Source organism: Sinorhizobium psoraleae, assembly GCF_013283645.1.
In the GTDB taxonomy this organism is placed as follows: domain Bacteria; phylum Pseudomonadota; class Alphaproteobacteria; order Rhizobiales; family Rhizobiaceae; genus Sinorhizobium; species Sinorhizobium psoraleae.
Genome location: NZ_JABEKV010000001.1, coordinates 1023917 through 1050862 on the forward strand (window position 1 = coordinate 1023917; position 26946 = coordinate 1050862).

Consider the following 26946-nt stretch of genomic DNA (forward strand, 5'->3'; position numbering starts at 1 on the left):
GACCCTGTGCATCTGATTAAGACGCCCGGCGCCGTAGTGTTCTGTCCTGGCGCCTCCTATTGCGCCGACGAGGCGTCGGCCGTGGCTGCCGTCGGGCTCCCAGCGGCCGATGCCGTCAATTGCGAAAAAGTCTGCTGCTCGGCGAGCCACGTCTGGTAATCGGCCTCGGTGTCGACCACCACCGTGCCGCGCATCTGCGGATGGCCAACGCCGCAGAGCTCGGCACAGAGGATCTCGAACGTGCCCGTCCGCGTCGGCGTGAACCAGAAATAGGTTACCATGCCGGGCACCATGTCCATTTTGGCGCGGAATTCCGGCACATAGAAATCATGCAGGACGTCGACCGAGCGCAGAAGGACCTTGACCGGTTTGCCGATCGGCAGGTGCAACTCGCCGCCTTCTATAATGAGGTCGTCCAGAGTGGCCGCGTCGTTGCGGTTGAGGCCGAGGGAGTTCTCGGGCGCGACGTCCCGGGTTTCCGATGTTCCGAGCTTTCCGTCCGCGCCCGGCAGCCGGAAGCTCCACAACCACTGCTGGCCGACCACTTCGACTTCCGTGGCCTCCGCCGGGACGGTGACAAACTGGTTCCAGACGAACAGGCCGGGCGCGAGCATTGCGATGACGCCAACCGTCGTGCTCATCGCGAGCCAGCCTTCAAGCCGCTTGTTTTCGGGTTCGTAAGCGGCCTGATTGCCCGGGCGATGGCGGAAGCGCAGAACGCAATAGGCCATGAACAGGACGACCGCGACGAAGACGAAGCCGGTAATCCAGAAGGTTATGATCAGGGTATTGTCTATGTAATTCCAGTTGGAGGCGATTGGTGTCCACCACCAGGGACTCAACAAATGGAACAACACTGATCCGGCGGCCAACAACACCAGAATCACCACCACGGCCATTTCTTGTCCCTCCTCGCCGTGATCGGCTGTGGGCATGAATACGCAATCCGCAGAGTTCCGATCACGATTATTGCACGAACGGAAAATAGTCGCAAATCGCCCGAAAGGGTTGTTGTCAGGTTCCCTTTCGCGCGTGAGTTTTGGCTATTGAGAATGTTGTTTGAGGTAGGCAATCACGTTCGAGATATCGGCTTCTTCCTTCAGGCCGGGAAAGACCATCTTGGTTCCTTTCACCTTTGCCTTCGGATTCTGGAGGTATTCACGCAGCGTCGCCTCATCCCAGACCAAGCCGCCCTTGCCGGCCTCGACCATAGCCGTTGAATAGCGGAAATTGGGATGCGTGCCGGCTGTCCTGCCCATGACATGATTGAGCGATGGGCCGACTTTGTTGGTGTCTTTGTCGACGACGTGACAGACCGAGCATTTCTTGAAGACGACCGCGCCGGCCTCGGCGTCACCCTCTTGCGCGAGGGCCGTCACGGGACAGAGTGAGAGTGCCGAAAAGGAGAGGGCAACAACAGAAATTCGCATGACACTTCCTCAATTTCGCCGGGCGCGGGGCAAGGAGGACTATCGTCAATTCGTCGTATTGGCGGTGCTTGCTTCTCTCAATGGTGGCGCGCCGAGGGCGGTTGATACTTGCGACAAGAACAAAACTAAGGCCCGCTTGGCAGAAGTCAATTGCCATGTCGGGGCGCGTCCAGCGGTGCCAAGGCCCGGGAGATGCGCTCCTTGACGGCTTCCGCGACGCCGCGCCGGGTCAGACGCGGTTTCCCGCCACGTCGAAGAAATGCAGGTAGTGCGCGGGAAAGTGGACCGGGATCGTGCCGGAGGTCGTCAGAAACGACCGGTCATTGGTGAAGGCCTTGAAGCTTGTCCGGCCGAGCGACAGGTGCAGGATGATGCCGAAGCCGGTGGGCTCGACAAGTTCCACCGTCGCGAGCAGGCTGTCCGGGCCGTGCCCCGCAAGCACGACGTGCTCGGGACGGATGCCGAGCGTCGCCTTGGCATTGTCCGCGGCCGAGGCGGACGCATCGAGCGGAATGCTGACGCCGCTCTCCGTCTCGAAGCTCGGCCTTTCTCCGGCACGGTATGTGCCCTCGAAGAAGTTCATGCCGGGGGAGCCGATGAAGCCTGCAACGAAGAGATTGGCGGGTCGGTCGTAGAGTTCGAGCGGGCTTCCCACCTGTTGGACCACGCCGGCATTCATGGCGACGATGCGGTCGGCCAGCGTCATCGCCTCGATCTGGTCGTGCGTCACGTAGATCGACGTGGCGCCGAGGTCCTTGTGCAGTTTCTTGATCTCGGCGCGCATCTGTTCGCGCAGGCGAGCGTCGAGGTTGGAGAGCGGCTCGTCGAAGAGAAAAGCCTTCGGCTGGCGGACGATCGCGCGCCCCATGGCGACGCGCTGGCGCTGGCCGCCAGAGAGCGCACGCGGGCGGCGCTCCAGCAGGGGTTCGAGACCGAGCTTGGCGGCGGCGCCGGAAACGACGGTCGTGATTCTGTCCTTGGCCGTCTTACGAAGGCGCAAGCTGTAGCTCATGTTCTTCTCGACCGACATATGCGGGTAGAGCGCATAGGACTGGAAAACCATCGCGATGTCGCGGTCCTTCGGCGCAAGTTCGTTGACCCGCTTGCCGGCAATCCGGATCTCGCCGGCCGTCACGCTTTCAAGCCCCGCGATCATGCGCAGGAGGGTGGACTTGCCGCAGCCGGACGGGCCGACGAGGACGACGAACTCACCGTCGCGGATCTTGAGGTCGACGTCGTGCAGCACCGGGTGGATGCCGTAGGATTTCTGGATATTGGCGATATCGATGGAAGCCATGGGTAATCAGCCTTTGACCGCGCCGGCCGTGAGGCCCTGGACGAGATAACGTTGAATGAGCAGGAAGAAGAGGCAGGCGGGGATCAATGCCAGCACGCCGGCCGCCATCATCTGTCCGAAATCGACCGAAAACTTCGAGACGAAGGAGAGGAGCCCGACCGGGAAGGTCGCCTGCTCGTTGCCGGAGATCAGCATCAGCGAGAAGAGCAGTTCGCTCCAGGCGGCGGTGAATACGAAACCGAGCGTTGCGGCGATGCCGGGCAGCGTCAGCGGCAGAATGATCTGGCGGAAGGCGACGAATTGCGTGGCGCCGTCGATCATCGCCGCTTCCTCAAGATCCTTCGGAATGCCATCGAAGAAGGACTGCATCAGGAAGGTGGCGAAGGGTACGTTGAAAGCCGTGTAGACGACCACGAGGCCGGTGAGGCTGTTGGTCAGCCCCATCGGTGACAGGATCTTGAAGATCGGCGCGACCAACATCACCAGCGGGAACATCTGAGTAAGCAGCATCAACGTCACCAGCCAGTACTTGCCGCGGAAACGGAAGCGCGAGAGCGCATAGCCGGAGAGCGAGGCAAGGATCGTCACGATGAGCGCGGTCGAGCCCGAGACGATCAGGCTGTTGCGGAAGAAGACCGGAAAGGCGCTGTGCCTGAGCACAAAGTCGAAATGCTCGAAACTGGCGCGCGACGGCCAGAGGCGAACGCCCTCGGTATAAAGCAGGTCGTTCGGTGTGACCGCTACCTTGAGCAGCCAGAACAAGGGGAAGAGCGCAAAGGCGATATAGGCGAGGATCGCCAGGCGGTGCGCAATGGTGAGGAAGGCTGATTTGGTGCGCATCGGTTTCAATCCTTGCTCAGCAGCCACTGTCTCAGGATGACGATCAGCAGCGAATAGGCGAGCAGCAGTGCGAGCAGCACCAGCGCGATCGCCGAGGCATAACCGAAATCGAGCCGCTTGAAGGCTTGGGTGAAGATGTAGCTGGCGACGATCTGTGTCCGGTCGGCCGGCCCGCCATTGGTCATGACGATGATGAGGTCGGCGAAGTTCGAGATCCAGACCGTGCGCAGGAGGATGGTGATCGCGATCGTCGGCGCCAGGAAGGGAAGGGTGATCGAAAGAAAGCGCTGGCCCGGTCCCGCGCCGTCGATGCTGGCGGCTTCGTAGAGATCGCGCGGGATTGCCTGCAGCGCGGCAAGCAGGGTGATCGCGAAGAAGGGGATGCCCCACCAGATATTGGCGACGATCGGCCCCCACATGGCGAGCTGCGGATCAGAGAGAATATTGGCTGGCTGGCTCATCAGGCCGAGCCCGTAGAGCCAATGCGGCAGCGGACCGACGACGGGATTGAAGAGCCAGGCCCAGTTGAGGCCGGCGAGAAAGCTCGGGACGGCCCAGGGCAGGAAGACGAGCGCCTGAGCGACGGCGCGGCCGTGGAAAGGTTTGTCGAGAAGCAGGGCGAGGATCAGCCCGAAAGTGAACTGCAGCAGCACGGAAGCGCCGGTCCACCAGAGCGTGTTGCCGAGCGCGCGGAAAAACGCTTGGTCCTGCGACAGCGCCCTGAAATGATCGAGCCCGACGAAGGCGCCGGAGAAGGGGTTGAGCAACTGGATGTCGCGGAAGGCATAGGAGACGCCGAGCACGAGCGGCACGAGCATGACCGCTACGATCAGGATCAGCGCCGGCGCGCTGTAAAGATAGGGCGCGGACGCGTCGGCGATGCGTTTCATCAGCGGCGGTCGAATTGCGGGCAGGCCGTTATGGCGTGCGGCATAGGCCATCGATCGTATTTTCCCCTTTTTGACCGCCGTTATCGATCGGCGTGCCTTCTTGTCGTTACGGCGGTCGACCGGCGGCGGCACGAACCGCCGCCGGTGCCGGTTTACTTCTTGTTCGCCAGGTACTTCTGCTGCGCCTTGGTCAGGTAGTCGGCCCACTGGTTGGCGAGTTCTTCCGGCGTGATGTCGCCAAGCAGCGCTTCCTGGGTCGTCTTGATCGCCAGCGAATCCTTGAAGAAGGCGAATTCTTCGAGGTAGGTCGGCATGACGGTCAGCACGACGTCCTTGTCGGCAAGTTCATCGAACCAGCCCTTGAATTGCGGGCTTGCGTAGAAGGGGTCCTTCTCGGCCGACCTGTGGACCGGAAGCGCGCCGGTGCGCTTGTTCCACTCGATATTGCCTTCCGGGCCCTCGAGCGTTTCGATGAGCTTCCAGGACAGGTCCTTGTTCTGGCTTGCGGAAAGCATCGACCAGCCGGCAAAGCCGATCGTGGTGAAGGCCTTGCCGCTCGGACCCTTCGGCATCGTGGTGACGCCGAAGTCGTCCGGCTTCATGCGCTGGGCAATCGCGATCAGCGCATCCGGATCCTGGTCGAGGAAGGCGCAGGTGCCGCTATAGAAGCCGGCAACGATTTCATTGAAGCCCCAATTGACGCTATCCTTCGGCGCGAGCCCCTTCTTGTAGAGATCGATGACCCACGTCAGGCCCTTCACCCAGCCCTCGCTGTTCATCGTCGACGTGCCGTCTTCGTTGAAGAACTTGTTGTCGCCGGCCATGGTCGCGCCGAACATCACCCAGCCGTTGAGGCCGCCCGGACCACCGCGCAGGCAGTAGCCGGATTTGCCCGGCAGCTTGGAGACCGCTTCCGATGCCTTGACGAAATCGTCCATCGTCTTCGGTGGCTCGGCAACCCCCGCTTCGGAAAGCAGCTTCCTGTTGTAGAACATTGCCCGCAGATAGAAGCCGTAGGGCAGCATGTAGGCGGTATCGTTGACGTCGCGGCCGAGTTCGAGCGCACGCTCGGTCAGGCCGGATGTGTGCTCCCACTTTGCGAGATAGGGCTCGAGGCTTTCGAGCATGCCGTTATTGGCATAGAGCGAGAGCCAGGTGTCAGGCATTTCCATGACGTCGGGGATCTCTCCGGCCGAGACCATCGTCGCGAACTTCTGGAACGCTTCGCCCCAGGGCAGCGAAATGATCTCGACAGTGGTGCCGGGGTTTGCGGCCTCGAACTTGGCGACGATCGACTTCAGGGTTTCCGTGCGCTCGGGGCTGGTGATGACCTCGACGAGCTTCAGCTTGGTGTCGGCGAGCGCGCTGCCGGCCATCAGCGTCGCAAGCAGCGTGGCGGTGATCAGTTTCCTCATTTCAGTTCCCCTTTTTCTTGGGTGGTTGATCGCTTCTCTGAGAACGGGATGCGGGCGGAAAACCGCTTGTACTTTCCCCATCCCGCTCGTCGTCAGCCTGACGAAGCGGCGGCAATCGCCGCTTCGAGATCGCTCCAGAGGGCCTCCGTTCCCTCCAGGCCAACATGGAGCCGTACCGACCGCGGAGAAATGCCGAAGGCGGCCGCGGAATTGGGCTGGGCTTTCTGCGCCAGAACGACTTCGCCCGGCACGATGAGGCTTTCGTGACCGCCCCAGGAAACGCCGAGCTTGAACAATTGAAGATGATCGGCAAAGCGGCGCACGTCGACGCCCTCGCTGAAGATGAACGAGAACAGGCCGGACGTGCCGGAAAGACCCGGCGGCAGATGATTGGCGAGGCCGGGATGGCAAACCGTTTCGACCAGCGGATGGCTTTGAAGGCGCTGCGCAACAGTGAGTGCCGAGCGTTCGTGCGCCTTCATCCGGATCGGCAGCGTCCGAAGCCCGCGGATCAGGAGCCAGGCATCGAAAGGTGAAAGCTTGCCGCCGAGATAGGGGTAGGCTTCGGAGCGGATGCGGCCGATCAGTTCCTTCGAGCCGGCGACGACGCCGGCTACGACATCGCTGTGGCCGCCGAGATACTTCGAGGCCGAATGTATGACGAGATCGACGCCGAGCGCGATCGGCTGTTGGAACACCGGGCTCGCCCAACTGTTGTCGATCACGGTGACAATGCCCTCGGCCTTGGCAAGTGCGGCCAGGGCGGCAACGTCGTGAGTGTCCATGACCCAGCTCGTCGGGCTTTCCATATAGAAAAGTTTGGCGCCGGGCAGAGCCTTCGCCACCGCCTCTTCGTCACGCCCGTCGACATAGGTGACTTCGACGCGCATGCGCTTCAGATGCGTGCCGAACAGCCGGAAGGCGTCGGGATAAACATGCTTCACGGCGACGATGCGGTCGCCCGGCTCGACGAAGGAAAGAACGGTGGAGGAAATCGCCGACATGCCGCTGGCAAAGCCGATTGCGTCCTCGGCACCTTCGAGTTTCGCCAGCATCTCCTCGAACATCCTGACCGTCGGGTTGAGGCCGCGTGTATAGATCGGCCGCACCCGCTCGCCCCGGTAGGAGGCGACCATGTCGTCATAGTCCTTAAAGGTGAAAAGCGACGTCTGGACGATCGGCGGCACGACCGCATCGAAGGCATTGCCTTCGTCATGCGCGACGATGAGGGAGGCTGCATCGAACGGATCGAGGCCGTTGTTCATTTGGACATTTCCTTGATGTCTTCCTCGACGATCGCGAGGATTTTCAGTGTTTCCAAGCGCGCTGCGTCGGAGTCCTGCGCCGCGATCGCGTTGAAGAGCGTGCGGTGGAACGGGAAGGAGCGCCGCGCGAAATCCGGCCGGTCGAAAGGCTTCTCCCAGAAGCGCTCGAAGGCTTCGCGCATCTGTTCGAGAAGCTGGCGGAAGAGCGGATTGTGGGTGGCGTCGTAGATCGCCAGGTGGAAAGCCAGGTCTTCCGGACCAGACGTGCCCTTGGCGAGATGCACGCGTTCCATCTCATCGAGTTTTGCTTGGATGTTGATGAGGTCCGTATCCGTGCGGCGGCGCGCGGCCACCATGCCGGCCTCGGCCTCGATCCCACGCCGCACCTCGAGCGTCTGCAGAAGCGCGTCGCGAAGGTGCTGGGTATCGAGCGTCAGCGGCATGTGGATCGTCGCGCCGGAAATGGTGCGCAGAAGATAGGTGCCGCTGCCCTTGCGCGCCTCGACGACGCCGAGTGCCTGGAAATGGCTGAGGACCTCGCGGACCGTGGAACGCCCGACGGCGAGCGCCGCCATCAGCTCGCGCTCGGCCGGCAGCCGATCGCCCTGCTTCAAGCCGGAATGCTGGATGTAGTCGGCAAGAGCGGCAATGACCTGCTGCACCCGATCGACCGGGGGCAGGGGCAGGAGCGTCGCCTTGTCTTGCTGCGGCATCCGGTTCTCCCCATGACGTCAAATTGGTCTGACATCTGAGCAATATGCCGCCCGCGAGTTGGGCGGTCAAGCCCGGTTTTCTCGCTGACATTGCGGGACTTGAGTTCTGGAGCGCCGGATCATACGGCCATCTCCGGTGCGCCCGAAAGGAAGCGGGTGCCACCCAAAGCCAGCAGCCGGTATCCAGCCCATGATCTAACTCTTTGAAACAACGCAATTCCGGACGGAAACCGTTACACAATTTTCCTGGAATTGCTCTCAGCTTGAATGCAAAGGACGCCGGCGCGTTGCACCGGCGTTCTGCAAGACACGGAAAGGCGCGTCAGACCTTGGCGACATGGGCCTCGCGCGGCAGCGAGGAAAGAACCTCCGGCCCGTCGGCGCGCAGGATGACGATATCCTCGAGCCGGATGCCGAAGCGGCCGGGCAGGTAGATGCCAGGCTCGATCGAAAATACCATGCCTTCCTCAAGGATCGTTTCGGAAGTCGCGGTGATGTAGGGCGGCTCGTGACCGTCGATGCCCATGCCGTGGCCTGTGCGATGCACGAAATATTCGCCATAGCCGGCATCCGTAATCACCTTGCGGGCCGCCGCATCGACCTCCTTCGCCGGCACGCCGGGGCGGGCTGCCTTCATCGCCGCCTGCACGGCCTTCTCGACGATCGTGTGGATCTGGCCATAGCCCTCCGGCGCGCGGCCGACGACCGCCATCCGGGTGATATCGCTCGGGAAGCCCTGTTTGCGGCCGCCGATGTCGATCACCACGGCGTCGCCTTCTTCGATGATGCGGTCGCTGGCGGAGTGGTGCGGAAAGGCGCCATTGCCGCCTGCACCGACGATCCAGAAGGCCGGTGCCGCGCCTTCCGAGGAAAAGTGCGCACGGATCTCGGCGGCGAGTTCCTTCTCGGTCATGCCGGGGCGGATCTTCGAGAACGCGGCCTGCATCGCCCGGTCGGCGATCGCTGCGTTCATCTTGAGCAGTTCGTATTCACCGCGATCCTTGCGCATGCGCAGTGCACCAAGCGTGCCCGGCGTAAAATCGCGCGCGGTGTCTTCCGGCAGATTGTCGAGAAGCAGCAGCGCAAAGTCGGCGCGCATCGTCTCATCGAGAACGACGCGGCCGGGCTCTCCAGCGCCGATGCCGGAGAGCGCCGTCCTGAGCGCCTGAACGGGACCTTCCGCGTCCGACCAGCTGTAGAAGTCAATGTCGGTGTGTTCGCGCGTGCCCTCGGCATTGAGCGCCGGCATCAGAAAGGCTTCGCGTTCCGGCGCGATCAGAAGCAGGCAGGGGCGTTCGTCCGGGTGCGGATGGAAGCCGAGAACCCAGTCCATGTGCGATCCCGGTGCGATTGCGATCAGTCCTGTGCCGGTTTCCTTCATTCGCGCGCGCAATGCGGCAACCCGCGTCTTCGTCTGCTCGTTCATGTGGTTCCGTCCTGTGTTGGTGGGGAAAATGCTGTATGCGAGGCGGGTGTCGGGCGGCGTGTCTTATGCGTCAGCGCGACCCTTGTTTCTTCACTGTTCCGCGGCGGCCTGCGGCGCGGGTCACCGCCAGGCTGTTGTCCGGGTCGCCGAAAGGCTCGCCGTCGCCGAACACATCCATCGTGCAGGTATGCAGAATGGTCGCAGGCTCGTTCGTGTGGTTCCAGGTTGCGTGGGTGCGCGTGGAGGGGAAATGGGCTGAATCGCCGGCCTTCAGAACGACCCGCTCGCCGTCTATTTCCAGCGTCAGCGAACCCTCGAGGATGAAGTAGATTTCCTCGCCCTCGTGCGACATCGGCTCGCTCCGGCGCCCGGGCGGTTCATGTATGATCGTGCTTCGAAGGACGTTGCCGGGGAAGGCGGCAGAGAGGCGTTCGTAGGAGACGTTGCCGTCGCCTTTGCCGAGCGCGTAGACCGGGCGATGTGCGCGGCGGGTGACGGGCGAGGCGACCTTCGGCGGCGAGAAGAAGGTGCCGACTTCGACGTTCAAGGTGCGGCAGACGGCGATCAGCGATGTCAGGGAGGGCACGGTGATGCCGCGCTCGATCTGGGAGATGAAGCCAACGGAAAAGCCGGAGCGGTCGGCGACGTTCTGAAGCGTCAGCTTCAGTTCCTTCCGGCGCCGGCGCAGCCGCTCGCCGAGCGGCGGGTCGCCTCCACCGATGCGCGCTTCTGAACAGTTCTCCGTCTCCAAAGGCTTCTCCCGCTTTTTAGTATTTCTTCAAAGCTGGAGCAGTCATGAACCGCTGTCAACGAGATTTTTTTAGCTATACTAAAAATCTTCGTCGGATGTACTTGAGCGGGCCTGCGCCTTGGTTGCCTGTCAGTGCGTTGAGATTGGATTCATCTGGCGAGGCTGAGCAGCTTACCGATCGCCTGCTGGTCAAAGCCGCCGATGCCTTCGCGGATATCGGCTCCGATTGCTTCGGCGACAGCGTCCTCGTCGCGTCGTCTCAGCGCCTCGATCGCCTCGCGATGGCGATCGACGACGTAGAGTTCCGTGACATGCTCCATGGCAATGCCGAGAATGGGTCCGAGCTGCAGCCACACGCTCTCGATCAGCGGCATGGCGACCTGGTCCGGATTGGCCATGTAGATCTGCCGATGGAATTCCTGATTGGCGATCAGCGCCGCAGCCTTCTGGCCATCGAGGATTGCGGCCTCGATAGCTTCGTCGATTGCGACGATGCGGTCGATCTGCCGGTCGGAAAGATGGGCGACCGCCCGGCGCGCGGCGTGGCTTTCGAGCACGATCCGTAGCGAGATCAGTTCCTCGAAGCGCGCCGGCGTGATGCGCGGCACGACGATCCGCCGGTTTTCGAGGAAGTCCAGTGCGCCGATAGAAGTCAGCTGCCGCAGCGCTTCGCGTATCGGCGTCGGGCTGCTCTCCAGCGCTTCGGCCAAACCGCGGATCGTCACCGAGGTCCCGGGGCGAAAGGCGCCGACCATGATCGCCTGTCTTAGGCGTGCAAAGGCATAGTCATGCGTCGTCATGCCTTCCGGCCGTTCCAACACCGGCAAAACCAGGGCCTTCAAGATTGCGTTTCCTCCTGCCGCGTCGGTTCCCGCGGCTGATAGCACCGGCCAAGCTTGACTTCAAATCGTGAATTATGTCAATTTTCCAAAAATGTGATCACAAAATAAGAATTGAGATATGTCACTAGAGGCGGAAGATCCAAGCGCATTCAAGGTCTGGCTGGAACAGAACGGTCCGATCGAAAGCATCCAGGCGGTCATCTGTGACTTGAACGGCATCATGCGTGGCAAGCGCGTGCCGGTCGAACAGGCCTCCAAGGTGCTTGGCGGCGGCATCCGCATGCCGCTCTCGATCGTCGGCGTCGATGTATGGGGAGAGGATATCATCGGCAGCGAACAGGTTTTCGCGACCGGCGACCGCGACGGAATCTGCGGTGTCACCGGGCGCGGTGCACTGCCGGTCAACTGGACGTCCCGGCCGAGCGCCCTGGTGCCGCTCTGGCTCTTCGTCGAGGACGGCAAGCCGTTTCTTGCCGATCCTCGTCAGGCGCTTGCGGCGATCGTCAGGGAGTACCGCGAACTGGGCTTGCGTCCCGTCGTCGCCACCGAGATGGAATTCTACCTGATCGACCCGGAGCCCGACAGCGCCGTGCCGCCGATCTCGCCCTATACCGGCAAGCGACTCGATTCCGACGCGATCCTGTCGATCGACGAGCTCGACGATTTCGGCGAGTTCTTCTCCGACGTCTACAAGGAATGCACACGGCAGAACGTGCCGGCGGACGCGGCGATCGCCGAGAACGGTATCGGCCAGTTCGAGATCAACCTGCTCCACACCAACGATCCGCTGAAGGCGGCGGACGACGCGATTTTCTTCAAGCGCATCGTCAAGGGTGTCGCCCGCAAGCATGGGCTTGCCGCGACCTTCATGGCCAAACCCTACGGCACGCGGTCCGGCAATGGCATGCACGTCCATTTCAGCCTGCTCGACGAGGAAGGCAACAATGTCTTTGACGACGGCAGCGACGAAGGGTCGTCCGTGCTGAAGCATGCGGTCGCCGGACTGTTGCGCGGGATGGCGGAGACGACGCTGCTCTTCGCGCCGCATTTCAACTCCTATCGGCGGCTGCGGCCCGACACCCATGCCCCGACCTCGATTTCCTGGGGATACGAGAACCGCACTTCGGCGATCCGTATTCCGGGCGGAAATCCGGCGGCGCGGCGCATCGAGCATCGCGTGGCCGGTGCCGACGCCAACCCCTACCTCGTCATCGCCGCGATCCTTGGTGCAGCACTCGTCGGCATCCGCAACAAATGGAAGCCAGCGGCACCTGTTGAGGGGCGGGCCTACGATGCGGAGAAACTGCCCAAAATTCCTGCCGAGTGGGGGCAGGCGGTCGATGCCTTCGAGGCCGGACCGATTGCCGCCGAAATCTTTGATCCCGTGCTTCGCTCCATGCTGATCGCCTGCAAGCGCCAGGAGATCGCCGGCTTTGCCGAGCAGGTTACGGACTATGAGTTCAGCGCCTATCTGGAAATCGTATGATGGCAAGCGCAACGAAATCCTACGCCGGTGACGGCAGCTATCCGACGAGCTATTACGCCGCTTCCCGCAACATTATCCGCACCCCGGTCAAGCTGGAGGGGCGCGTCGAAACCGACGTTTGCGTCGTCGGCGCCGGCTATTCGGGCCTGTCGACGGCAATCCACCTCGCCGAAAAAGGCTACGAGGTCACTGTGATCGAAGGCGCGCAGGTGGGGTGGGGCGCCTCGGGTCGCAATGGCGGTCAGGTCGTCAATGGCCTCAACGCGAGCCTGTCGACGATCCAGAGTCGCTACGGCGAGGATGCGGCCCGTTTCATCGGCGGCCTGGTGCAAGAAGGCGGTCGGATCATCCGACGGCTCGTCAGCCAGTACCAGATCGACTGCGACCTGAAGCCCGGCAATATCTATGCCGCCTATACCGCCGCGCATATGACGGAACTGGAGGCCAAACAGGCACTCTGGCGCAAGTACGGGATGGACGACCACCAGCTTCTCGACCGCGAGGCGCTCAGAAAGCTCGTCAATTCCGATGCCTATTGCGGCGGCATGCTCGACACAACGGGCGGCCACATGCATCCGCTTAATCTCGTGCTCGGCGAGGCCCGCGCCTTCGAGAGCCTGGGCGGCACGATCTACGAGATGTCGCCAGTGACACGCGTGGACCATGAGGCGGCGCGACCGACGGTCTATACGCAGGAAGGCGAAGTCAGTGCCCGCATCGTCGTGCTCTGCGGCAACGCCTATCTCGGCGACGCGGTGCCGAAGCTCGTCTCGCGCGTCATGCCCGTCTCGACGCAGATGATCACCACGGCCCCGCTCGGCGAGGAGCTCGCCCATTCGCTGATCCCGAGCGACATGTGCGTGGAAGACGTGCGCTATATCCTCGATTATTTCAGGCTCTCGGCTGACAAGCGGATGATTTTCGGCGGGGGCACCGTCTATGGCGGCACCGACCCGGCGGATGTCGTCGCCAAGCTCAAGCCCAATCTCGAAAAGGTTTTTCCGCGGCTCAAGGGTGTGAAGATCGACTATGCCTGGAGCGGAAACTTCGCGCTCTCCTTCACGCGCGTGCCGCAGATGGGACGGATCGGCGCCAACACCTATTTTGCCCATGGCTATAGCGGTCATGGCGTCACCGGTTCCCACCTCTTCGGCCGCACGCTCGCCGAGGCGATCGACGGCGACACCGCGCGCTTCGACGTCTTCGAGAAACTGCCGTGGTATCCGTTCCCGGGCGGACGAATGTTCCGCGCCCAATATTCGACAATCGGCTCCTGGTGGTATTCCTTCAAGGATGCCGTCGGCTGGTGAAATGCCTGCCGCTGTTCCGAGGTGATTGGTTGCCGCGGGTGCCGTCTTTCCCTCCCAAATCGATTCCGCTCGTCCCGATCATGCGCTAGAATTTCTCGGCTGAACCGTCTGACCGGCGCGTTCAGCGGGGCGTGATACCCGGCGTACCGCAACGGTGCGCGACCGGTTTTTCCTCGGCCCGGATCTCAACAAATCGAGATCGCGGCAAACGCGACGCGTGGACATCCATTTCGGGGCATGCACGCCCTGACCGCGGGCCAGAGCCATGACACGGTCGCGGTCGATCAGGGAGGTCGGAAATGTTCATACGCTTCGGTTACGAGATCGGCGTTCGGTGCACCCAGCCAACGCCCATGATGACCTATCTTTCGGTCGTACCCGAACGGCGTGGAAGCATTGTCCGGGAGCACGGTCCGGTCGCGTCACCGATGCTGGCGATGGAGGAAATCACCGATCCCCACGGCAATGCCTGCCTGCGGATGGTCTTGCCCGAGGGCGAAACCGGGCTCAGCTATGACGCGGTGATGAATGATGACGGCAGGCCGGACGCCTCGGATCCGTTGGCGGAAGCCGTGCCGGTGGAAAGGCTTCCGCCCGCCTGGCTGCCTTATCTTTCCGCCAGCCGCTATTGCGAGACGGACCGGCTCGGCGCGCTGGCGTGGAAGCTTTTCGGCGATGTTCCGGCGGGATGGCTGCGCGTCCAGGCGATCTGTGACTATGTCCACGACCGGCTGGTTTTCAGCTATGGCTATGCGCAGGCAATGCGCACGGCACTGGAAGCGCATGAGGATCGCTTGGGTGTGAGCCGCGATTACGCCCATCTCGCTATCGCTTTTTGCCGCTGCATGAACATGCCGTCGCGTTTCGTCAACGGCTACATGACTGATGTCGGCGCGCCGGAAAGCCCGGCGCCGATGGATTTCAATGCCTGGTTCGAGGTTTATCTCGGCGATCGCTGGTATACCTTCGACGCCAAGAACAATGCGCGGCGCATCGGCCGCATTCCGGTCGCGCGCGGCCGCGACGCGGCAGACATCCCGCTGATGCAGACTTTCGGCAAACACGACCTCACCGCCTTTACCGTGTGGACCTCGGTCGAAAGCGACGTGTCGCTTGCCCGCTCGCACCGGGCCGCCGATGTCTCGCTGCTGACCCCGTGGTTCAGCGAAACCTGGTCGCGACATCTACAGGAACGTGACCGCAATCGGCATTGAACGTACCAGGCTCCGTAAAACAGATTTTTCGTTTCCGGCGCGATCGGCAGAAAATAATATCTATAAACTCAATGGATAATATAGGAGAACGAAGCTGCTCGTGGAGTTGCGAAACAGCGGAGTGGCAAGATGAACGCGATCAAGGCGACAACCCAATCCCGCTACACGATCTACACAGCACAACCGGCGCGACGCGCGCGGGGCAATCTCATTCCTCACACCGTCGCTATTGCAGCGGCTTTCGGTTTTCTCTCGGCGCTCATCATCGGCGCGATCTGAAACGCCAGTGGTGGGCTAACCTGACCGCGACAAATGCTCGTCCACGGCGAGCCATCCCCGCCGCGGCGTAATCTCGAACGCGATCATTTCCATTTCCTCAGCCCTGCCGGGAGGCCGCGGACGGCGAGATCGTTCCCCTTGCGGTCCGGGCTGCTGGCGTCGTAGCCTTGCCCTCGGCAAGCGGGAATCTATGACGTATGCGGCGGATTGCTCCGGAAGACTGGTATGCGGTGAAGCGTCTCGAAGATGACGTCACCTCCATTTCGGCGCCGTTCATACAGGAGTTCTTCCGCTGCAACGTCTGGCACGTGCGCGGCCGTGACCGCGACATGCTGGTCGACAGCGGCCGGCGCGCATTGTCGATGGCGGGCATCTTCCGAGTTTTTCCGGCGAACGCTATCGGGTGCCGATCAAGGACTGGCTCGACCAGAAAGAAGACAATTTGACGGGAAGGAGAAGTGAATGCTCGACAAGAGAAAGTTCTACATCAACGGCGAATGGATCGACCCCATCGAGCCCAAGGATCTGGAGGTCCTGAACCCGGCGACCGAGCAGCCGATCGCAGTGATTTCCATGGGCACCGCCGCCGATATCGATCGTGCCGTTGCCGCCGCGAAGAAGGCCTTTGCAAGCTACAGCCAGACCAGCGTCGAGGAACGTCTGGCGCTGCTCGAAAAGCTGCTTTCGATCTACAAGCGTCGCTATGACGAGATGGCCGCGACGATCACGATGGAACTCGGCGCCCCGGCGACGATGGCGCGCGAACAACAGGCCGATGTCGGGGTCGGTCACCTGCAGGGCTTCATCGACGCGCTGAGACGCTTGAAAACACGTGACCGGCTTCCGAACGGCGATGTCATGCTGCGCGAGCCGATCGGCGTCTGCGGGCTGATCACGCCCTGGAACTGGCCGATCAACCAGATCGCTCTCAAGGTCGTGCCGGCGCTTGCGACCGGCTGCACCTGTGTGCTGAAGCCAAGCGAATTCACGCCGCTCAACGCCATGCTCTATGCGGAGATGATTGACGAGGCGGGCTTCCCGGCGGGTGTCTTCAATCTCGTCAACGGCGATGGGGTCAGTGCCGGTGCCGCGCTCTCGAAGCACAAGGACATCGACATGATGTCGTTTACCGGTTCGACTCGGGCGGGCATCGCCGTCAGCAAGGACGCGGCCGAAACGGTCAAGCGCGTCACGCTGGAGCTTGGCGGCAAGTCGCCGAACATCGTCTTTGCCGACGCCGATCTCGAGGATCGCGTCACCGGCAGCATTCTCGAATGCTTCAACAATTCCGGCCAGTCCTGCGACGCGCCGACGCGCATGCTGGTGGAGCGCAGCGTCTACGACAAGGTGGTGGAGATTGCGAGACGTGTCGGCGCCGAGGCGAAGGTCGGCGACCCGACAAAGGAGGGCTCGCACATCGGCCCGCTCGTCAGCCACGTCCAATACGGCCGCGTCCAGGCGCTGATCGAGGCGGGTATTGCCGAAGGCGCCAAACTGCTCATCGGCGGCGTGGGCAAACCGGAAGGCTTCGAGACCGGCTATTTCGTCAAGCCGACGATTTTTGCCGACGTCGACAATACCATGCGCATCGCGCGCGAAGAGGTATTCGGTCCGGTGCTGGCGATCATTCCCTTCGACACGGAAGAGGAAGCGATCCGGATCGCCAACGACACCAATTACGGGCTCGCGGCCTATGTTCAAACGGGGGACCCGAAACGGGCGGAACGCGTCGCCGCAAGGCTGCGCGCAGGCATGGTGCACATCAATGGCGGACCGCACCGCTACGGCAGCCCCTTCGGCGGTTACAAGCAGTCCGGTAATGGCCGCGAAGGTGGCATGTTCGGACTTGAGGATTTCCTGGAAGTGAAGACCGTCCACGTCCCGGACGCGGCATGATCTGCCGCTAGGCTACATTCAGCCGGTGCCGCCGCGCCGGCTGATTTTTATCGCTAATTTAGTGGTTGGCCGCTGTTGTCGGCAGCAGGCTTCTGATAGCTGGCTTGCGGGTGCCATTGAGCTCGTGGCGCCCGCAGTAAGTCGACCCCTCTGGACATCGCCGTGACCCAAGCCGCCGGTTCCGTTTCTTCCCGCAACTCGATTGCGATGACAGCGCTGCTGCTCGGTGGTGTCGCCATCGGCGGGTCGCCGATCTTCGTTCGGCTTTCCGAAGTCGGGCCGATGGCGACGGCGTTCTGGCGCGTAGCCTTGGCTCTTCTCCCGCTCGTCGCCTGGTCATGGCTGCGCAACGGATCGGCGAGCGACAGGCGGCCGGAGCAATTCTCCGATTACGCCATGCTCATCCTGCCCGGCGTCTTTCTCGCGATCGACCTCGCCGCCTGGCATCTCGCACTGACCATGACGTCCGTTGCGAACGCGACACTGCTCGCAAACCTTGCGCCGGTCTTCGTCACGCTCGCGGGCTGGGCGCTGTTTCGCACGCCGGTCAGCGCCGTCTTCGTCGCGGGGCTTGCCACGGCCGTCGCCGGCGTCGTGATCTTGAAGGGCGGGCCTGCCGCGCTCGCTGACGGCGACGTCCTCGGCGACGGCATCGCTGTCGTCGCCGCGATGTTCTATGCTGGCTATATCCTGGCGATCGGCAAATTGCGGAGCCGGTTCAGCACCAACCGGATCATGATCTGGAGCACCGCCTCGGCTGCCGTGTGCATGCTGCCGATGACGCTTGTCGCAGAACCCTCGCTGTTCCCGGCAAGCGCCTTCGGATGGGCGATGCTGTTCGGTCTCGCCTTCGTCAGCCATGCGGGCGGGCAGGTCGCGATCACCTATGCGCTCGCCTATCTGCCGGCCGCCTTCTCCTCGCTGACGCTGTTGTTGCAGCCCGTTGTGGCGGCGATCCTCGCCTGGGTGCTGCTCAGCGAACCGGTGGGCCTCGCCCAGGCGATCGGCGGCGCGATCGTGCTCGTCGGGATCTTGATCGCCCGCCGCGGATAACCCTCTTCAGATGCCGGGCAGTTCGAAGCCAGCGAGCCGTTCCTCGAGCTTGCGGATCGTCGCGACATCGGCATTGGCGAAGGCGAAGCGCAGGTAGTTTTCCTGACCTTCACCGAAATAGTCCCCGGGCAGGCAGACCACGCCGGCGAGCTTCGCCAGTTTTTCGGCAACGAATTGCGAATCGATGTCGGGGAAGGGGTGGCGGATATAGGCAAAATACGCCCCGACTGCCTGCAGCTTCCATTTTGCCAGGCGGCTCATGACGTCCTTGAGCGCGTCGGCACGTGCGGCAATTTCGGCACGATTCGCAAGCCGCCAGTCCGCGAGTGCCGGAATGGCCTTGGCGACGGCCGCCTGTGCGGCCCGCGGCGCGCAGATCTGCAGGTTATCCATAACCTTGGTGATCTGTTCGACGAGCGCCGGACCGGCGGTGATCGCACCGAGGCGGTGGCCCGGAATGCAGAAGGATTTCGAGAAACTGTACAGGCCGATGAAGCTGTCCTGCCAGCCCTTCGTCTGAAGCAGGCCGTGCGGCGCAATGTCGGCCGACGGCAGGAAGTCGCGATAGGTCTCGTCGAGGATTAGCCAAGCGCCGTTCTTGCGGCAGGCTTCGTGGATGCGCTGGAGAAGTTCCGGCGGATAGACGGCGCCGGTGGGGTTGTTGGGGGAAACGAGGGCAAGCGCGCGAATGCCCGGCCGAAGCGCCGAGACGATCGCGTCGACTTCCGGCAGGAATCCGGCGCCGGCGTCGCAGGGTACCAACTCGACATTGATGTCGAGCATCGCCAGCGTCGTTTCCTGATTGAAATAATAAGGGTTGGTCATCAGCACCGTGTCGCCGGCACCGGCGATCGCCATGACGGCACACATGAAAGCCTGGTTGCAGCCCGAGGTAATGTGAATGTTGTCGGCGGTGATCGCCGCACCATAGAGAGAGGCGACATGGGCAGCATAGGCGGTGCGCAATTCCGCCTCGCCCTCGATCGCACCGTAGCCGGTAAAGGCGGTCGATGCGGAAGCCTCGCCGAGCCATTTCAGCATGTCCGGATGTGCAGGATAGCCCGGCACGGCCTGCGAAAGATCGATCAGCGGACCTCTCGCCCCATCATAGGCCTTCGCCCAGGCAAGCACGGAGGGAACCGGCGGCGGCGAGAGCTTTTCGACGAGAGGATTGAAATGCGGCATTTTGAACCTTCCTGTTGCTGCTAGCGGTGGGCGAAGTGCTGGCGGAGAGAACTGCGCAGGCGCTTCGCTCTATGATTTGGCCTTGCGTTTCGGGGGGCGTTCCGGGCGCCGATTCCGCGTCGGCGACGAGATCGGCTGAAAGCTCTCCGCTTTCGACTTTTGCGCGGCTTCCGGCCTCGACATGCGGCTGCGAATGATCGTACGGGCCGAGACTTGGAGCTCCGGCATAGGATCGCTTTCGAGCGCGGCGAACAGCCAGTCGATGAAAACGCGGACGATCGGCGCGGCGCGGATTTCGTTGCGGCAGGCGACGAAAAAAGCGTCGTTGGCAGGCACCGTCAGATCGAAAGGGGCGATCAGCTCGCCGCGCGCGATCAGGCTTCCGGCGGTGATCGTATCGCCGAGCGCCACGCCCTGATTGTGCAGTGCCGCCTCGGTCGAAAGCCGCGCATCGCTCATGAAATGCTGGCGGCCGCGCTGCAGGTCGATGGCATCGGCTGCGGCGAGCCAGGTGTTCCACTCTCGGCCGTCGTCGCCGTGAAGCATCACGTGATCGCGCAGATCCCGTACCGAGCGCAGCGGCCGCATGTTGAGGAGTGTCGGGCTTACGACCGGGAAAAGCTCGAGCCGGCTCCAGAGCTTCGCCCAGCAGTCGTTCCAATTGCCATCGCCATAGAGCAGGCAGACGTCGACATCGGGGGAATGGAGGTGCGCCGCGTCGTTGGAGGCGATCAGCGTCAGCCTGACATCGGGGAACTGCTCGGTGAACTGGTGCAGGCGCGGGATCATCCAGAAGGAGAGCAGCGCCGGCACGCAGGTGATCCGGAGCTCGCCGCTCGTTGCTGGCCGGGTCATGGCGGCGGTCGCGGCGGCGATCTCCGCGAAGGCGTGGGTAACGGCCGGCAGCAGCAGGGCACCTTGTGGCGTCAGTCTTAGCCGCTTGCCGCCGCGCTCGAACAGAGTGGCGTTGAAGGAAAGTTCGAGCGCGCGGATCTGATGGCTGATCGCACCGTGCGTGACGTTGAGCTCACGTGCCGCGGCCGAAACGGAACCGCGCCGGGCGGTCGCCTCGAAGGCACGCAGCGGATTCAGCGGGGGCAGGCGGCTCGACAAGAAAGGCTCCGAAAAGCGGTGCAACAATGTGAATTTTTCTCACACGAAACGCTATAACAATGTCAATTGATTTTCCAGCAAAATTGTCTCCTAATATGCGCCAACAAGGGCAAAAGCCTGGGGAACGTGGCCGCGCCGGCGAAACCGGCGAAATCGCAGATCGTCATTTGCGGTGCTTCGCGCACATGTCCCCGGCTGAACACACGGAGGTTCGGGCGCATGGCCTGGGATGAACAGAAGCTCAACGAATTGAAAGCGAAATATGGCGAAAGCCACGGCGGTGAGCTCTTCGATCCGACGTTTCGCAAGGTCGCCGACAAGATCTTCACCAAGAGCGGCACGCGGCTGGCGCCTTATTCCGGCATCCCGACCTTCCTGACCGCTCCCTATATGCCGGTCGACGCCGAAAATCCGGATTTCGGCAATCTCCAGGTGGCAATCGTCGGCATACCGATGGATCTGGGTGTCACCAACCGTCCGGGTTCCCGTTTCGGACCGCGCGCCTTGCGCGCCATCGAGCGCATCGGTCCGTACAACCATGTTCTCGGCTGCGCGCCCGTCCACGATCTCCGTGTCGCGGATATCGGTGACGTAGCCTTCCAAAGCCGCTATCGGCTGGAACTCAGTCATGAAGACATCGAAAAGCGCATCAACCAGATCGTCGATGCCGGCGTCGTGCCGCTGTCGGTCGGCGGAGACCATTCGATCACCCATCCGATCCTGAAGGCGGTCGGCAAGAAGCGCCCGGTCGGCATGATTCATATCGACGCCCATTGCGACACCGGCGGCGCCTATGACCTCACCAAGTTCCATCACGGCGGTCCGTTCCGCAACGCGGTTCTCGACGGCGTGCTCGATCCTACCCGCGTCGTGCAGATCGGCATCCGCGGCTCGGCCGAATATCTCTGGGAGTTCTCCTACGAGTCCGGCATGACCGTGATCCATGCGGAAGAGGTTTCCGGTCTCGGCATTTCGGCGATTATCGAGAAGGCGAAGAAGATCGTCGGCGATGGTCCGACTTATCTCTCCTTCGACATCGACAGCCTCGACCCGAGTTTCGCTCCGGGCACCGGTACGCCGGAAGTCGGCGGGCTTACGACCCGTGAGGTGCTTGAACTCATTCGCGGGTTCAAGGGCGTCAATCTCGTCGGCGGCGACGTCGTCGAGGTCGCCCCGCAATACGACGCGACGACGAATACGGCGCATGCCGGCGCGCAGGTGCTCTTCGAGATCCTGAGCCTGATGGTTTTCAGCCCGGCGATCACCGGCAAGGCCGGCTGAGCCTTTGACGCTCGTTCTGCCGCCGAACTGGAAGCGGCGGCAGGGCGAGAGCCGGAACAAACAAGCTTCCAGACACGGGAACCACGATGTCGTCCTTTTTCCGGAACCGGGACAGTTTGCCGGTTACATCGGGAACGAAGCGATCGTCCGCGCCGACGAAGCCGGATGCGGTCGTGTCTGGCATCGCCTTTGACACGCATGGGGAGCAATGATCGGATGCCAGGCTTCTCAGGATGGCCAATGCGGTCGATAATGCGGACGTGGAGTTTTTTGCGGCCGGCAGGCTGATTGCGGCCTTGTTCGCGCTTTGCAACGCGCTGATCGAACATGGGACAATTCTCCGGCGACAAAGGCTGGCGGAGCGAGCCGAAAAGATGCAAGGAATCAACTACAACAGGGAACGCGGCGGTAGCCGCCAAAACAAAGGAGACATGCGATGAACATCAATTCCATCAAGCGCCGCACGCTGCTGGGGGCAGGGCTTGCCGGCGCGTCGATGCTGGCGATGCCGGCCGTCTTGAGAGCGCAGGACAAGTCGCTGAAGGTCGGCGTCTACGGCGGTTACTTCAAGGATTCCTTCGACAAGAACATCTTCCCGGAATTCACCAAGGCGACGGGCATTGCGGTCGAGTCGGTGGCAGAGCCGACCGGTGAGGCCTGGCTCGTCCAGTTGGAACAGGCCGCTCGTGCGGGCCAGGCTCCGGCGGACGTCTCGATGATGTCGCAGGTCGCAATGCTCAAGGGTCAGGCGACCGATCTCTGGACGCCGATCGATGTGGCGAAGATCAAGAACAGTTCCAACCTGCTCGACCGGTTCGTCAACAAGTATCCGGACGGTCGCGTCGCAGGTATCGGTGCCGTTTCCTGGTACATCACTCTCGTCACCAACACCGACGTCTACAAGGAAGCGCCGACATCCTGGTCCGCCTTCTGGGATCCGGCGAATGCCGATAAGCTCGGGCTGCTCGCGCTTGTCTCGAACTCCTTCCTGCTCGAGGTTACCGCGAAGACCTTCATGGGCGGCACCAATGCGCTCGACAGCGAAGAAGGCATTCTCAAGGCTTTCGAAAAGCTCGCGGAAGTGAAGCCGAACGTACGCCTCTGGTATCGTGACGAAGCGCAGTTCGAACAGGCGCTGAAGTCCGGTGAAATTCCGATGGGCCAGTACTACCACGACGTGACCGGCCTTGCCGCGGCCGATGGCCATCCGGTGCGCTCTACCTTCCCGAAGGAGGGCGGCATCCAGGATTCCGGTTGCTGGGCATTGTCGCGCGCCTCGCAGAAAACAGAGGAAGCGCACATTTTCATCGACTATATGTGCCAGTCATCGATTCAGGCGACCCTGTCGCGCAAGGTCGGAACCGCGCCCACGGTCAAGCGCGAATCGACAGATCTCACGGACAAGGAGTTTGCAGCCGTTTCATCGGACATAGAACCGATTGTCCCGCGCTACGATCTCTACCAAACCAAGTCGGATTGGCTGAACCAGAAGTGGACGGAACTGATCGTCGGCTGATCGCCAACAGGTCTCCCGCCGGCCGAGCGCCGGCGGGAGACCCTATTGCAGCGGCCATTGCGCGTCCGAAAAGACACGCGGCGCTGTGGAAACCATCTGCGCATGAGGCGCTACTGCATGGTTTCTTAAACCGGAAACCGATTTAAGAAACCGTGCAGCAATTCAGAGCGATACAGCGGCCATTGCGCGTCTGAAGAGACGCACGGCGCTGTGGGACGGGGATATATGTCGGGACTTGCCCTTCAGAACGTCGTCAAGGAATTCGGATCCTTCACGGCCGTCAACAATGTCGAGCTCACCGTGCCGCACGGCACCTTCGTTTGCATGCTCGGCCCATCGGGCTGCGGCAAGACGACGTTGCTGCGCATGATCGCCGGGCTTGATCTCCCGACGGGAGGTGCGATCCATCTCGACGGCGAAGACATCACCCGCGTGCCGACCCACAAGCGCAATCTCGGCATGGTGTTTCAGTCGCTGGCGCTCTTTCCGCACCTGACCGTCGGCGAAAACATCGCCTATCCCTTGCGCATCCGAAACGCACCGAAGGAGGACCAGAAGCGGCGGGTCGAGGAACTGCTGTCGATGATCCATCTCTCGGGCTATGCGGACCGGCCGGTTTCCAAGCTTTCCGGTGGCCAGCGCCAGCGTGTCGCGATCGCCCGCGCCCTGGCGATCTCGCCGAAGCTTTTCCTGCTCGACGAGCCGCTCTCGGCGCTCGACGCGAAACTGCGCGAGGCGATGCAGGTGGAGCTCCGGCAACTGCAGCAGAAACTCGGGATCACGACGATCGTCGTCACGCACGACCAGCGCGAAGCGATGACCATGGCCGATACGGTGGTGGTCATGAACGGCGGAGAAATCCGCCAGGCGGCCTCGCCGATCGAAATCTACCGTCGGCCGGCGGACAGTTTCGTCGCCGACTTCATCGGCCAGACCAACTTGATCGAAGCCGAAGCGGACTCGCTCGGCCATGTTTCCGTGCTCGGCCAGCCAGTGCCGGGTCTCGCGCTGCTCCCCGGCGCGGCCAAGGCGACGCTGTCGATTCGTCCCGAGGACGTGCACCTGACGGCGCCGGGTGCCGGTGCAATTTCCGGCACGGTCACCTTCGTGCGCGATCTCGGCGGGACGATCGAGACCTTCGTGGATGTTGCCGGCCGCCAGATTGTTGCCGTTTCCACGCCGCGCGAGCGGCCGGACGTCACCGTTGGCCAACAGGTCGGCGTCGCGCTCACTCCCGATGTTTGCGTGGTGCTCAGGAAATGAGACGCGAACCGCCCCAGACCATCGGCGATTACGCGCCGCTTCTTTTCCCCGCGGCGATGCTCACCATCTTCTTCGTCGTGCCCTTTGGCACGATGATCGCCGTCAGCTTCTTCCAGCGCCAGCAGGGCGGCTTCTATACGCCGGCCTTCGTTTACGACAATTACGCCCGCTTCCTCTCGGCCTTCTTCGGCGGCGTGCTCGGCTTCTCGCTCATGATGGCGATCGCGGTCGCGATCTGCTGCGTCGTGCTGGCGCTGCCCTTCACTTATATGCTGACGCGGATGGCGCGCAGCGTGCAGGTCGTCTGGCTGGTCGCTCTGCTCTCGGTGCTTTCGCTCTCCGAGGTTATCATCGGTTTCGCCTGGTCGACGCTCTTCTCGCGCACGGCCGGCATCACCAACATCCTTGTCGCGCTCGGCATCATGGGTGAGGCCAAGGCGTTGACGCCAAGTTTCGCAGCAGTGCTGACGGGGATGGTCTATCAGGCCTTCCCCTATACGGTGCTCGTCCTGTTCCCGGCGCTCGTCCGCCTCGATCCAACCTTGACCGAGGCTGCTCGCACGCTCGGCGCCTCGCCGCTCAGGGCCTTCTTCACCGTCGTCGTTCCGGCGCTCAGGAACACGATCGTCGCGACGCTGATCATGGTCTTCATCTTCGCGCTCGGTTCCTATCTGCTGCCGCAGCTTCTCGGACGGCCCCAGCACTGGACCCTGTCCGTCCTGATCACCGACCAGGCGATCTACCAGTCGAACATGCCCTTCGCTGCGGCGATGGCGGTGTTCCTCGTGCTGGTGACGCTCGGGCTGGTCGCCTTGACGGTAATTGCGGGACGGAAGGGAGAAGCGGCATGACATCCATTTTCCGCAACTTCTATTTCTTCCTGATCGCCCTTTTCCTCGCGCTGCCGCTGATCGTGGTTGCCGGCGTTTCGATAAACGAAAAGCAGACGCTCGCCTTCCCGCCGCAGGGCTTCTCGACATCCTGGTATGGCGAGATCTTCCTGAATCCCGAATGGCGAAACGCGCTGATGGCCTCGGTGACGCTCGCCGTGCTTTCGGCGGCGCTTGCCGTCGCCATTGCCCTGCCGCTTGCCTGGTTCCTGTGGCGGCGCGTGGCGCCTTGGGCGAATATCTTCCAGCTTCTGGGCGTCGCACCCTTCACGCTGCCGCCGGTCATCACGGCGCTCGGGCTTCTCACCTTCTGGGCGACCGCCGGATTCTATGGCCAGCCCTGGACTGCAGTCGTCAGCCACGCGATTTTCTTCGTGACCTTGCCGCTCGTCACCCTGTCGCTCGGTTTCACGTCGATCGATCGTTCGCTGGTCGAGGCGGCCTCGACCATGGGCGCGGACGAGCGTACGGTTTTCCGTACGGTGGTGCTGCCGCTGATCCTGCCCTACATTGTTTCGGGCTATGCCTTTGCCTTCGTGCTATCGCTCAACGAATATATCGTCGCCTACATGACCGTCGGCTTCACCATGGAGACGCTGCCGATCAAGATCTTCAACGCGCTGCGCTACGGCTACACGCCGACCATGGCGTCGGTGACGATCCTCTTCGTCACGACGGCTGCGGTCATCTTCGGTCTCGTCGCCCGTTTCGGAGACCTACCGAAGCTGCTCGGCGCCATGTCATCGGATGGTAAATGATGAGGCTTGCCGCTCTGCAGATGAAATCCATTGGCGGCGACGTTGCCGCCAATCTCGGCCGGATCGGCGGGGCGGCAGCGGAGGCTTCGCTCCAGGGCGCGACGTTGCTGATCACGCCCGAGCTCGGCATTACCGGCTACGGCGCGGGCGATGTAATCCGCGACATCGCCGAACCCGCCGATGGCCCCATCGTGCGGCGATTGCAGCAGATTTCGGCCGAAGCCGGTATCGCGATCATTGCGGGCTTCGCCGAGCGCGAGGGCGATGCCATCTATAACAGCGCGGTCCACGTCAACGGCGACGCCGCCCCGACCGTATATCGCAAATCGCATCTTTATGGCGACTATGAGCGCGCGCTGTTCACGCCGGCCGAACCGTCGACGCGCCTCTTTGAACACCGGGGCGTCACCTGCGGCATGCTGATCTGCTACGACGTCGAGTTTCCCGAAAATGTCCGGCGGCTCGCGTTTGCCGGCGCCGAGGCGGTACTGGTGCCAACGGCGCTTCCGGCCGGCTGGTCGGGAACCTTCATCACCGAGCACATGATCCAGACAAGGGCGTTCGAAAATCAGGTCTTTGTCGCCTACATCAATCATTGCGGTTCCGATTCGATGTTTTCTTTCGCCGGCTTGTCGCGGGTTGCCTCGCCGGACGGCCAACTCCTGGCGAAAGCCAATTCCGCGGACGAGACCTTGATCTTTGCCGAGATCGACCCGGAGGCATTTGCCATTTCGCGCTTGGAGAATACTTATCTCAAGGACCTGCAGCGTCCACGCCGCTAGATCGTTCGCCTTTGGAGAACAATCTGTTCGCGTCGTTCCCTCTTTTTGAAA

27 protein-coding genes are annotated in these 26946 nt (G+C 62.4%); 14 read left to right on the forward strand and 13 right to left on the reverse strand.

What is annotated here, in order from left to right:
• Positions 1-56: 56 nt before the first annotated feature.
• The 11 genes from ILFOPFJJ_RS04645 to ILFOPFJJ_RS04695 all read right to left on the reverse strand — a co-directional run bounded on the left by ILFOPFJJ_RS04645 (position 57) and on the right by ILFOPFJJ_RS04695 (position 10869).
• Entirely contained in the window at positions 57-899 is an 843-nt protein-coding gene (locus ILFOPFJJ_RS04645; protein WP_173510155.1) for a cytochrome c oxidase subunit II, read from the reverse strand.
• A 144-nt stretch (positions 900-1043) separates the two neighbouring features.
• On the reverse strand, positions 1044-1430 hold the full coding sequence (locus ILFOPFJJ_RS04650) for a c-type cytochrome (RefSeq protein ID WP_173509361.1): 387 nt from the start codon (positions 1428-1430) through the stop codon (positions 1044-1046).
• 229 nt (positions 1431-1659) lie between these two features.
• A complete protein-coding gene (locus tag ILFOPFJJ_RS04655) occupies positions 1660-2727 on the reverse strand; it encodes an ABC transporter ATP-binding protein (protein ID WP_173509362.1) in 1068 nt (355 codons plus the stop codon).
• A gap of 6 nt (positions 2728-2733) precedes the next feature.
• On the reverse strand, positions 2734-3567 hold the full coding sequence (locus ILFOPFJJ_RS04660; RefSeq protein ID WP_173509363.1) for a carbohydrate ABC transporter permease: 834 nt from the start codon (positions 3565-3567) through the stop codon (positions 2734-2736).
• Positions 3568-3572: 5 nt separating this feature from the next.
• Positions 3573-4508, reverse strand: a complete 936-nt coding sequence (locus tag ILFOPFJJ_RS04665; RefSeq protein ID WP_173509364.1) for a carbohydrate ABC transporter permease — start codon at positions 4506-4508, stop codon at positions 3573-3575.
• A 101-nt stretch (positions 4509-4609) separates the two neighbouring features.
• Positions 4610-5872 (reverse strand): ABC transporter substrate-binding protein, encoded by a 1263-nt coding sequence (locus ILFOPFJJ_RS04670; RefSeq protein WP_173509365.1) that lies wholly within the window; start codon positions 5870-5872, stop codon positions 4610-4612.
• 92 nt (positions 5873-5964) lie between these two features.
• Positions 5965-7137, reverse strand: coding sequence for a PLP-dependent transferase (locus ILFOPFJJ_RS04675; protein WP_173509366.1), 1173 nt, complete (start codon positions 7135-7137; stop codon positions 5965-5967).
• Positions 7134-7850: a FadR/GntR family transcriptional regulator gene (locus ILFOPFJJ_RS04680; RefSeq protein ID WP_173509367.1), complete on the reverse strand. Its 717-nt coding sequence runs from the start codon at positions 7848-7850 to the stop codon at positions 7134-7136. The genes ILFOPFJJ_RS04675 and ILFOPFJJ_RS04680 overlap by 4 nt, the downstream gene beginning before the upstream one ends.
• Before the next feature lie 322 nt (positions 7851-8172).
• Complete coding sequence (locus ILFOPFJJ_RS04685; RefSeq protein ID WP_173509368.1) at positions 8173-9276, reverse strand: M24 family metallopeptidase; 1104 nt, start codon at positions 9274-9276, stop codon at positions 8173-8175.
• A gap of 70 nt (positions 9277-9346) precedes the next feature.
• The gene (locus ILFOPFJJ_RS04690; protein WP_173509369.1) at positions 9347-10027 is read right to left on the reverse strand and encodes a helix-turn-helix domain-containing protein; all 681 of its coding nucleotides are present in this window, start codon (positions 10025-10027) and stop codon (positions 9347-9349) included.
• A gap of 149 nt (positions 10028-10176) precedes the next feature.
• A complete protein-coding gene (locus ILFOPFJJ_RS04695) occupies positions 10177-10869 on the reverse strand; it encodes a GntR family transcriptional regulator (RefSeq protein WP_173509370.1) in 693 nt (230 codons plus the stop codon).
• A 118-nt stretch (positions 10870-10987) separates the two neighbouring features.
• On the opposite strand from ILFOPFJJ_RS04695, the gene ILFOPFJJ_RS04700 reads away from it, so the two are divergent.
• From ILFOPFJJ_RS04700 to ILFOPFJJ_RS04730, 7 genes are all read left to right on the forward strand, one after another.
• On the forward strand, positions 10988-12355 hold the full coding sequence (locus ILFOPFJJ_RS04700; protein ID WP_173509371.1) for a glutamine synthetase family protein: 1368 nt from the start codon (positions 10988-10990) through the stop codon (positions 12353-12355).
• The gene (locus tag ILFOPFJJ_RS04705; RefSeq protein ID WP_173509372.1) at positions 12352-13665 is read left to right on the forward strand and encodes an NAD(P)/FAD-dependent oxidoreductase; all 1314 of its coding nucleotides are present in this window, start codon (positions 12352-12354) and stop codon (positions 13663-13665) included. Before ILFOPFJJ_RS04700 ends, ILFOPFJJ_RS04705 begins: the two co-directional genes overlap by 4 nt.
• 299 nt (positions 13666-13964) lie before the next feature.
• Positions 13965-14879: a transglutaminase-like domain-containing protein gene (locus ILFOPFJJ_RS04710; RefSeq protein ID WP_173509373.1), complete on the forward strand. Its 915-nt coding sequence runs from the start codon at positions 13965-13967 to the stop codon at positions 14877-14879.
• A gap of 129 nt (positions 14880-15008) precedes the next feature.
• Positions 15009-15158: a hypothetical protein gene (locus ILFOPFJJ_RS04715; RefSeq protein ID WP_173509374.1), complete on the forward strand. Its 150-nt coding sequence runs from the start codon at positions 15009-15011 to the stop codon at positions 15156-15158.
• Between the two features lie 197 nt (positions 15159-15355).
• Complete coding sequence (locus tag ILFOPFJJ_RS36180; RefSeq protein WP_312032680.1) at positions 15356-15604, forward strand: hypothetical protein; 249 nt, start codon at positions 15356-15358, stop codon at positions 15602-15604.
• 16 nt (positions 15605-15620) lie between these two features.
• Positions 15621-17054 (forward strand): aldehyde dehydrogenase family protein, encoded by a 1434-nt coding sequence (locus ILFOPFJJ_RS04725; protein WP_173509375.1) that lies wholly within the window; start codon positions 15621-15623, stop codon positions 17052-17054.
• Positions 17055-17216: 162 nt separating this feature from the next.
• Complete coding sequence (locus ILFOPFJJ_RS04730; protein WP_376741383.1) at positions 17217-18107, forward strand: DMT family transporter; 891 nt, start codon at positions 17217-17219, stop codon at positions 18105-18107.
• A 6-nt stretch (positions 18108-18113) separates the two neighbouring features.
• Here the strand turns inward: ILFOPFJJ_RS04730 and ILFOPFJJ_RS04735 are convergent, their stop codons facing one another.
• Positions 18114-19292: an aminotransferase gene (locus ILFOPFJJ_RS04735; protein ID WP_173509376.1), complete on the reverse strand. Its 1179-nt coding sequence runs from the start codon at positions 19290-19292 to the stop codon at positions 18114-18116.
• Positions 19293-19361: 69 nt separating this feature from the next.
• Positions 19362-20405, reverse strand: coding sequence for a LysR substrate-binding domain-containing protein (locus ILFOPFJJ_RS04740; RefSeq protein WP_173509377.1), 1044 nt, complete (start codon positions 20403-20405; stop codon positions 19362-19364).
• Positions 20406-20624: 219 nt separating this feature from the next.
• Between ILFOPFJJ_RS04740 and speB the strand changes: the two genes are divergently transcribed.
• From speB to ILFOPFJJ_RS04775, 7 genes are all read left to right on the forward strand, one after another.
• Entirely contained in the window at positions 20625-21686 is a 1062-nt protein-coding gene (speB, locus tag ILFOPFJJ_RS04745; protein ID WP_173509378.1) for an agmatinase, read from the forward strand.
• A 233-nt stretch (positions 21687-21919) separates the two neighbouring features.
• Complete coding sequence (locus tag ILFOPFJJ_RS04750; RefSeq protein ID WP_173509379.1) at positions 21920-22126, forward strand: hypothetical protein; 207 nt, start codon at positions 21920-21922, stop codon at positions 22124-22126.
• Positions 22123-23202 (forward strand): ABC transporter substrate-binding protein, encoded by a 1080-nt coding sequence (locus tag ILFOPFJJ_RS04755; RefSeq protein ID WP_173509380.1) that lies wholly within the window; start codon positions 22123-22125, stop codon positions 23200-23202. Before ILFOPFJJ_RS04750 ends, ILFOPFJJ_RS04755 begins: the two co-directional genes overlap by 4 nt.
• Before the next feature lie 225 nt (positions 23203-23427).
• Complete coding sequence (locus ILFOPFJJ_RS04760) at positions 23428-24465, forward strand: ABC transporter ATP-binding protein (protein WP_173509381.1); 1038 nt, start codon at positions 23428-23430, stop codon at positions 24463-24465.
• Complete coding sequence (locus ILFOPFJJ_RS04765; RefSeq protein WP_173509382.1) at positions 24462-25316, forward strand: ABC transporter permease; 855 nt, start codon at positions 24462-24464, stop codon at positions 25314-25316. Before ILFOPFJJ_RS04760 ends, ILFOPFJJ_RS04765 begins: the two co-directional genes overlap by 4 nt.
• Complete coding sequence (locus ILFOPFJJ_RS04770; protein ID WP_173509383.1) at positions 25313-26113, forward strand: ABC transporter permease; 801 nt, start codon at positions 25313-25315, stop codon at positions 26111-26113. Before ILFOPFJJ_RS04765 ends, ILFOPFJJ_RS04770 begins: the two co-directional genes overlap by 4 nt.
• Positions 26110-26895, forward strand: a complete 786-nt coding sequence (locus ILFOPFJJ_RS04775) for a carbon-nitrogen hydrolase family protein (RefSeq protein ID WP_173509384.1) — start codon at positions 26110-26112, stop codon at positions 26893-26895. The genes ILFOPFJJ_RS04770 and ILFOPFJJ_RS04775 overlap by 4 nt, the downstream gene beginning before the upstream one ends.
• Positions 26896-26946: the final 51 nt, after the last annotated feature.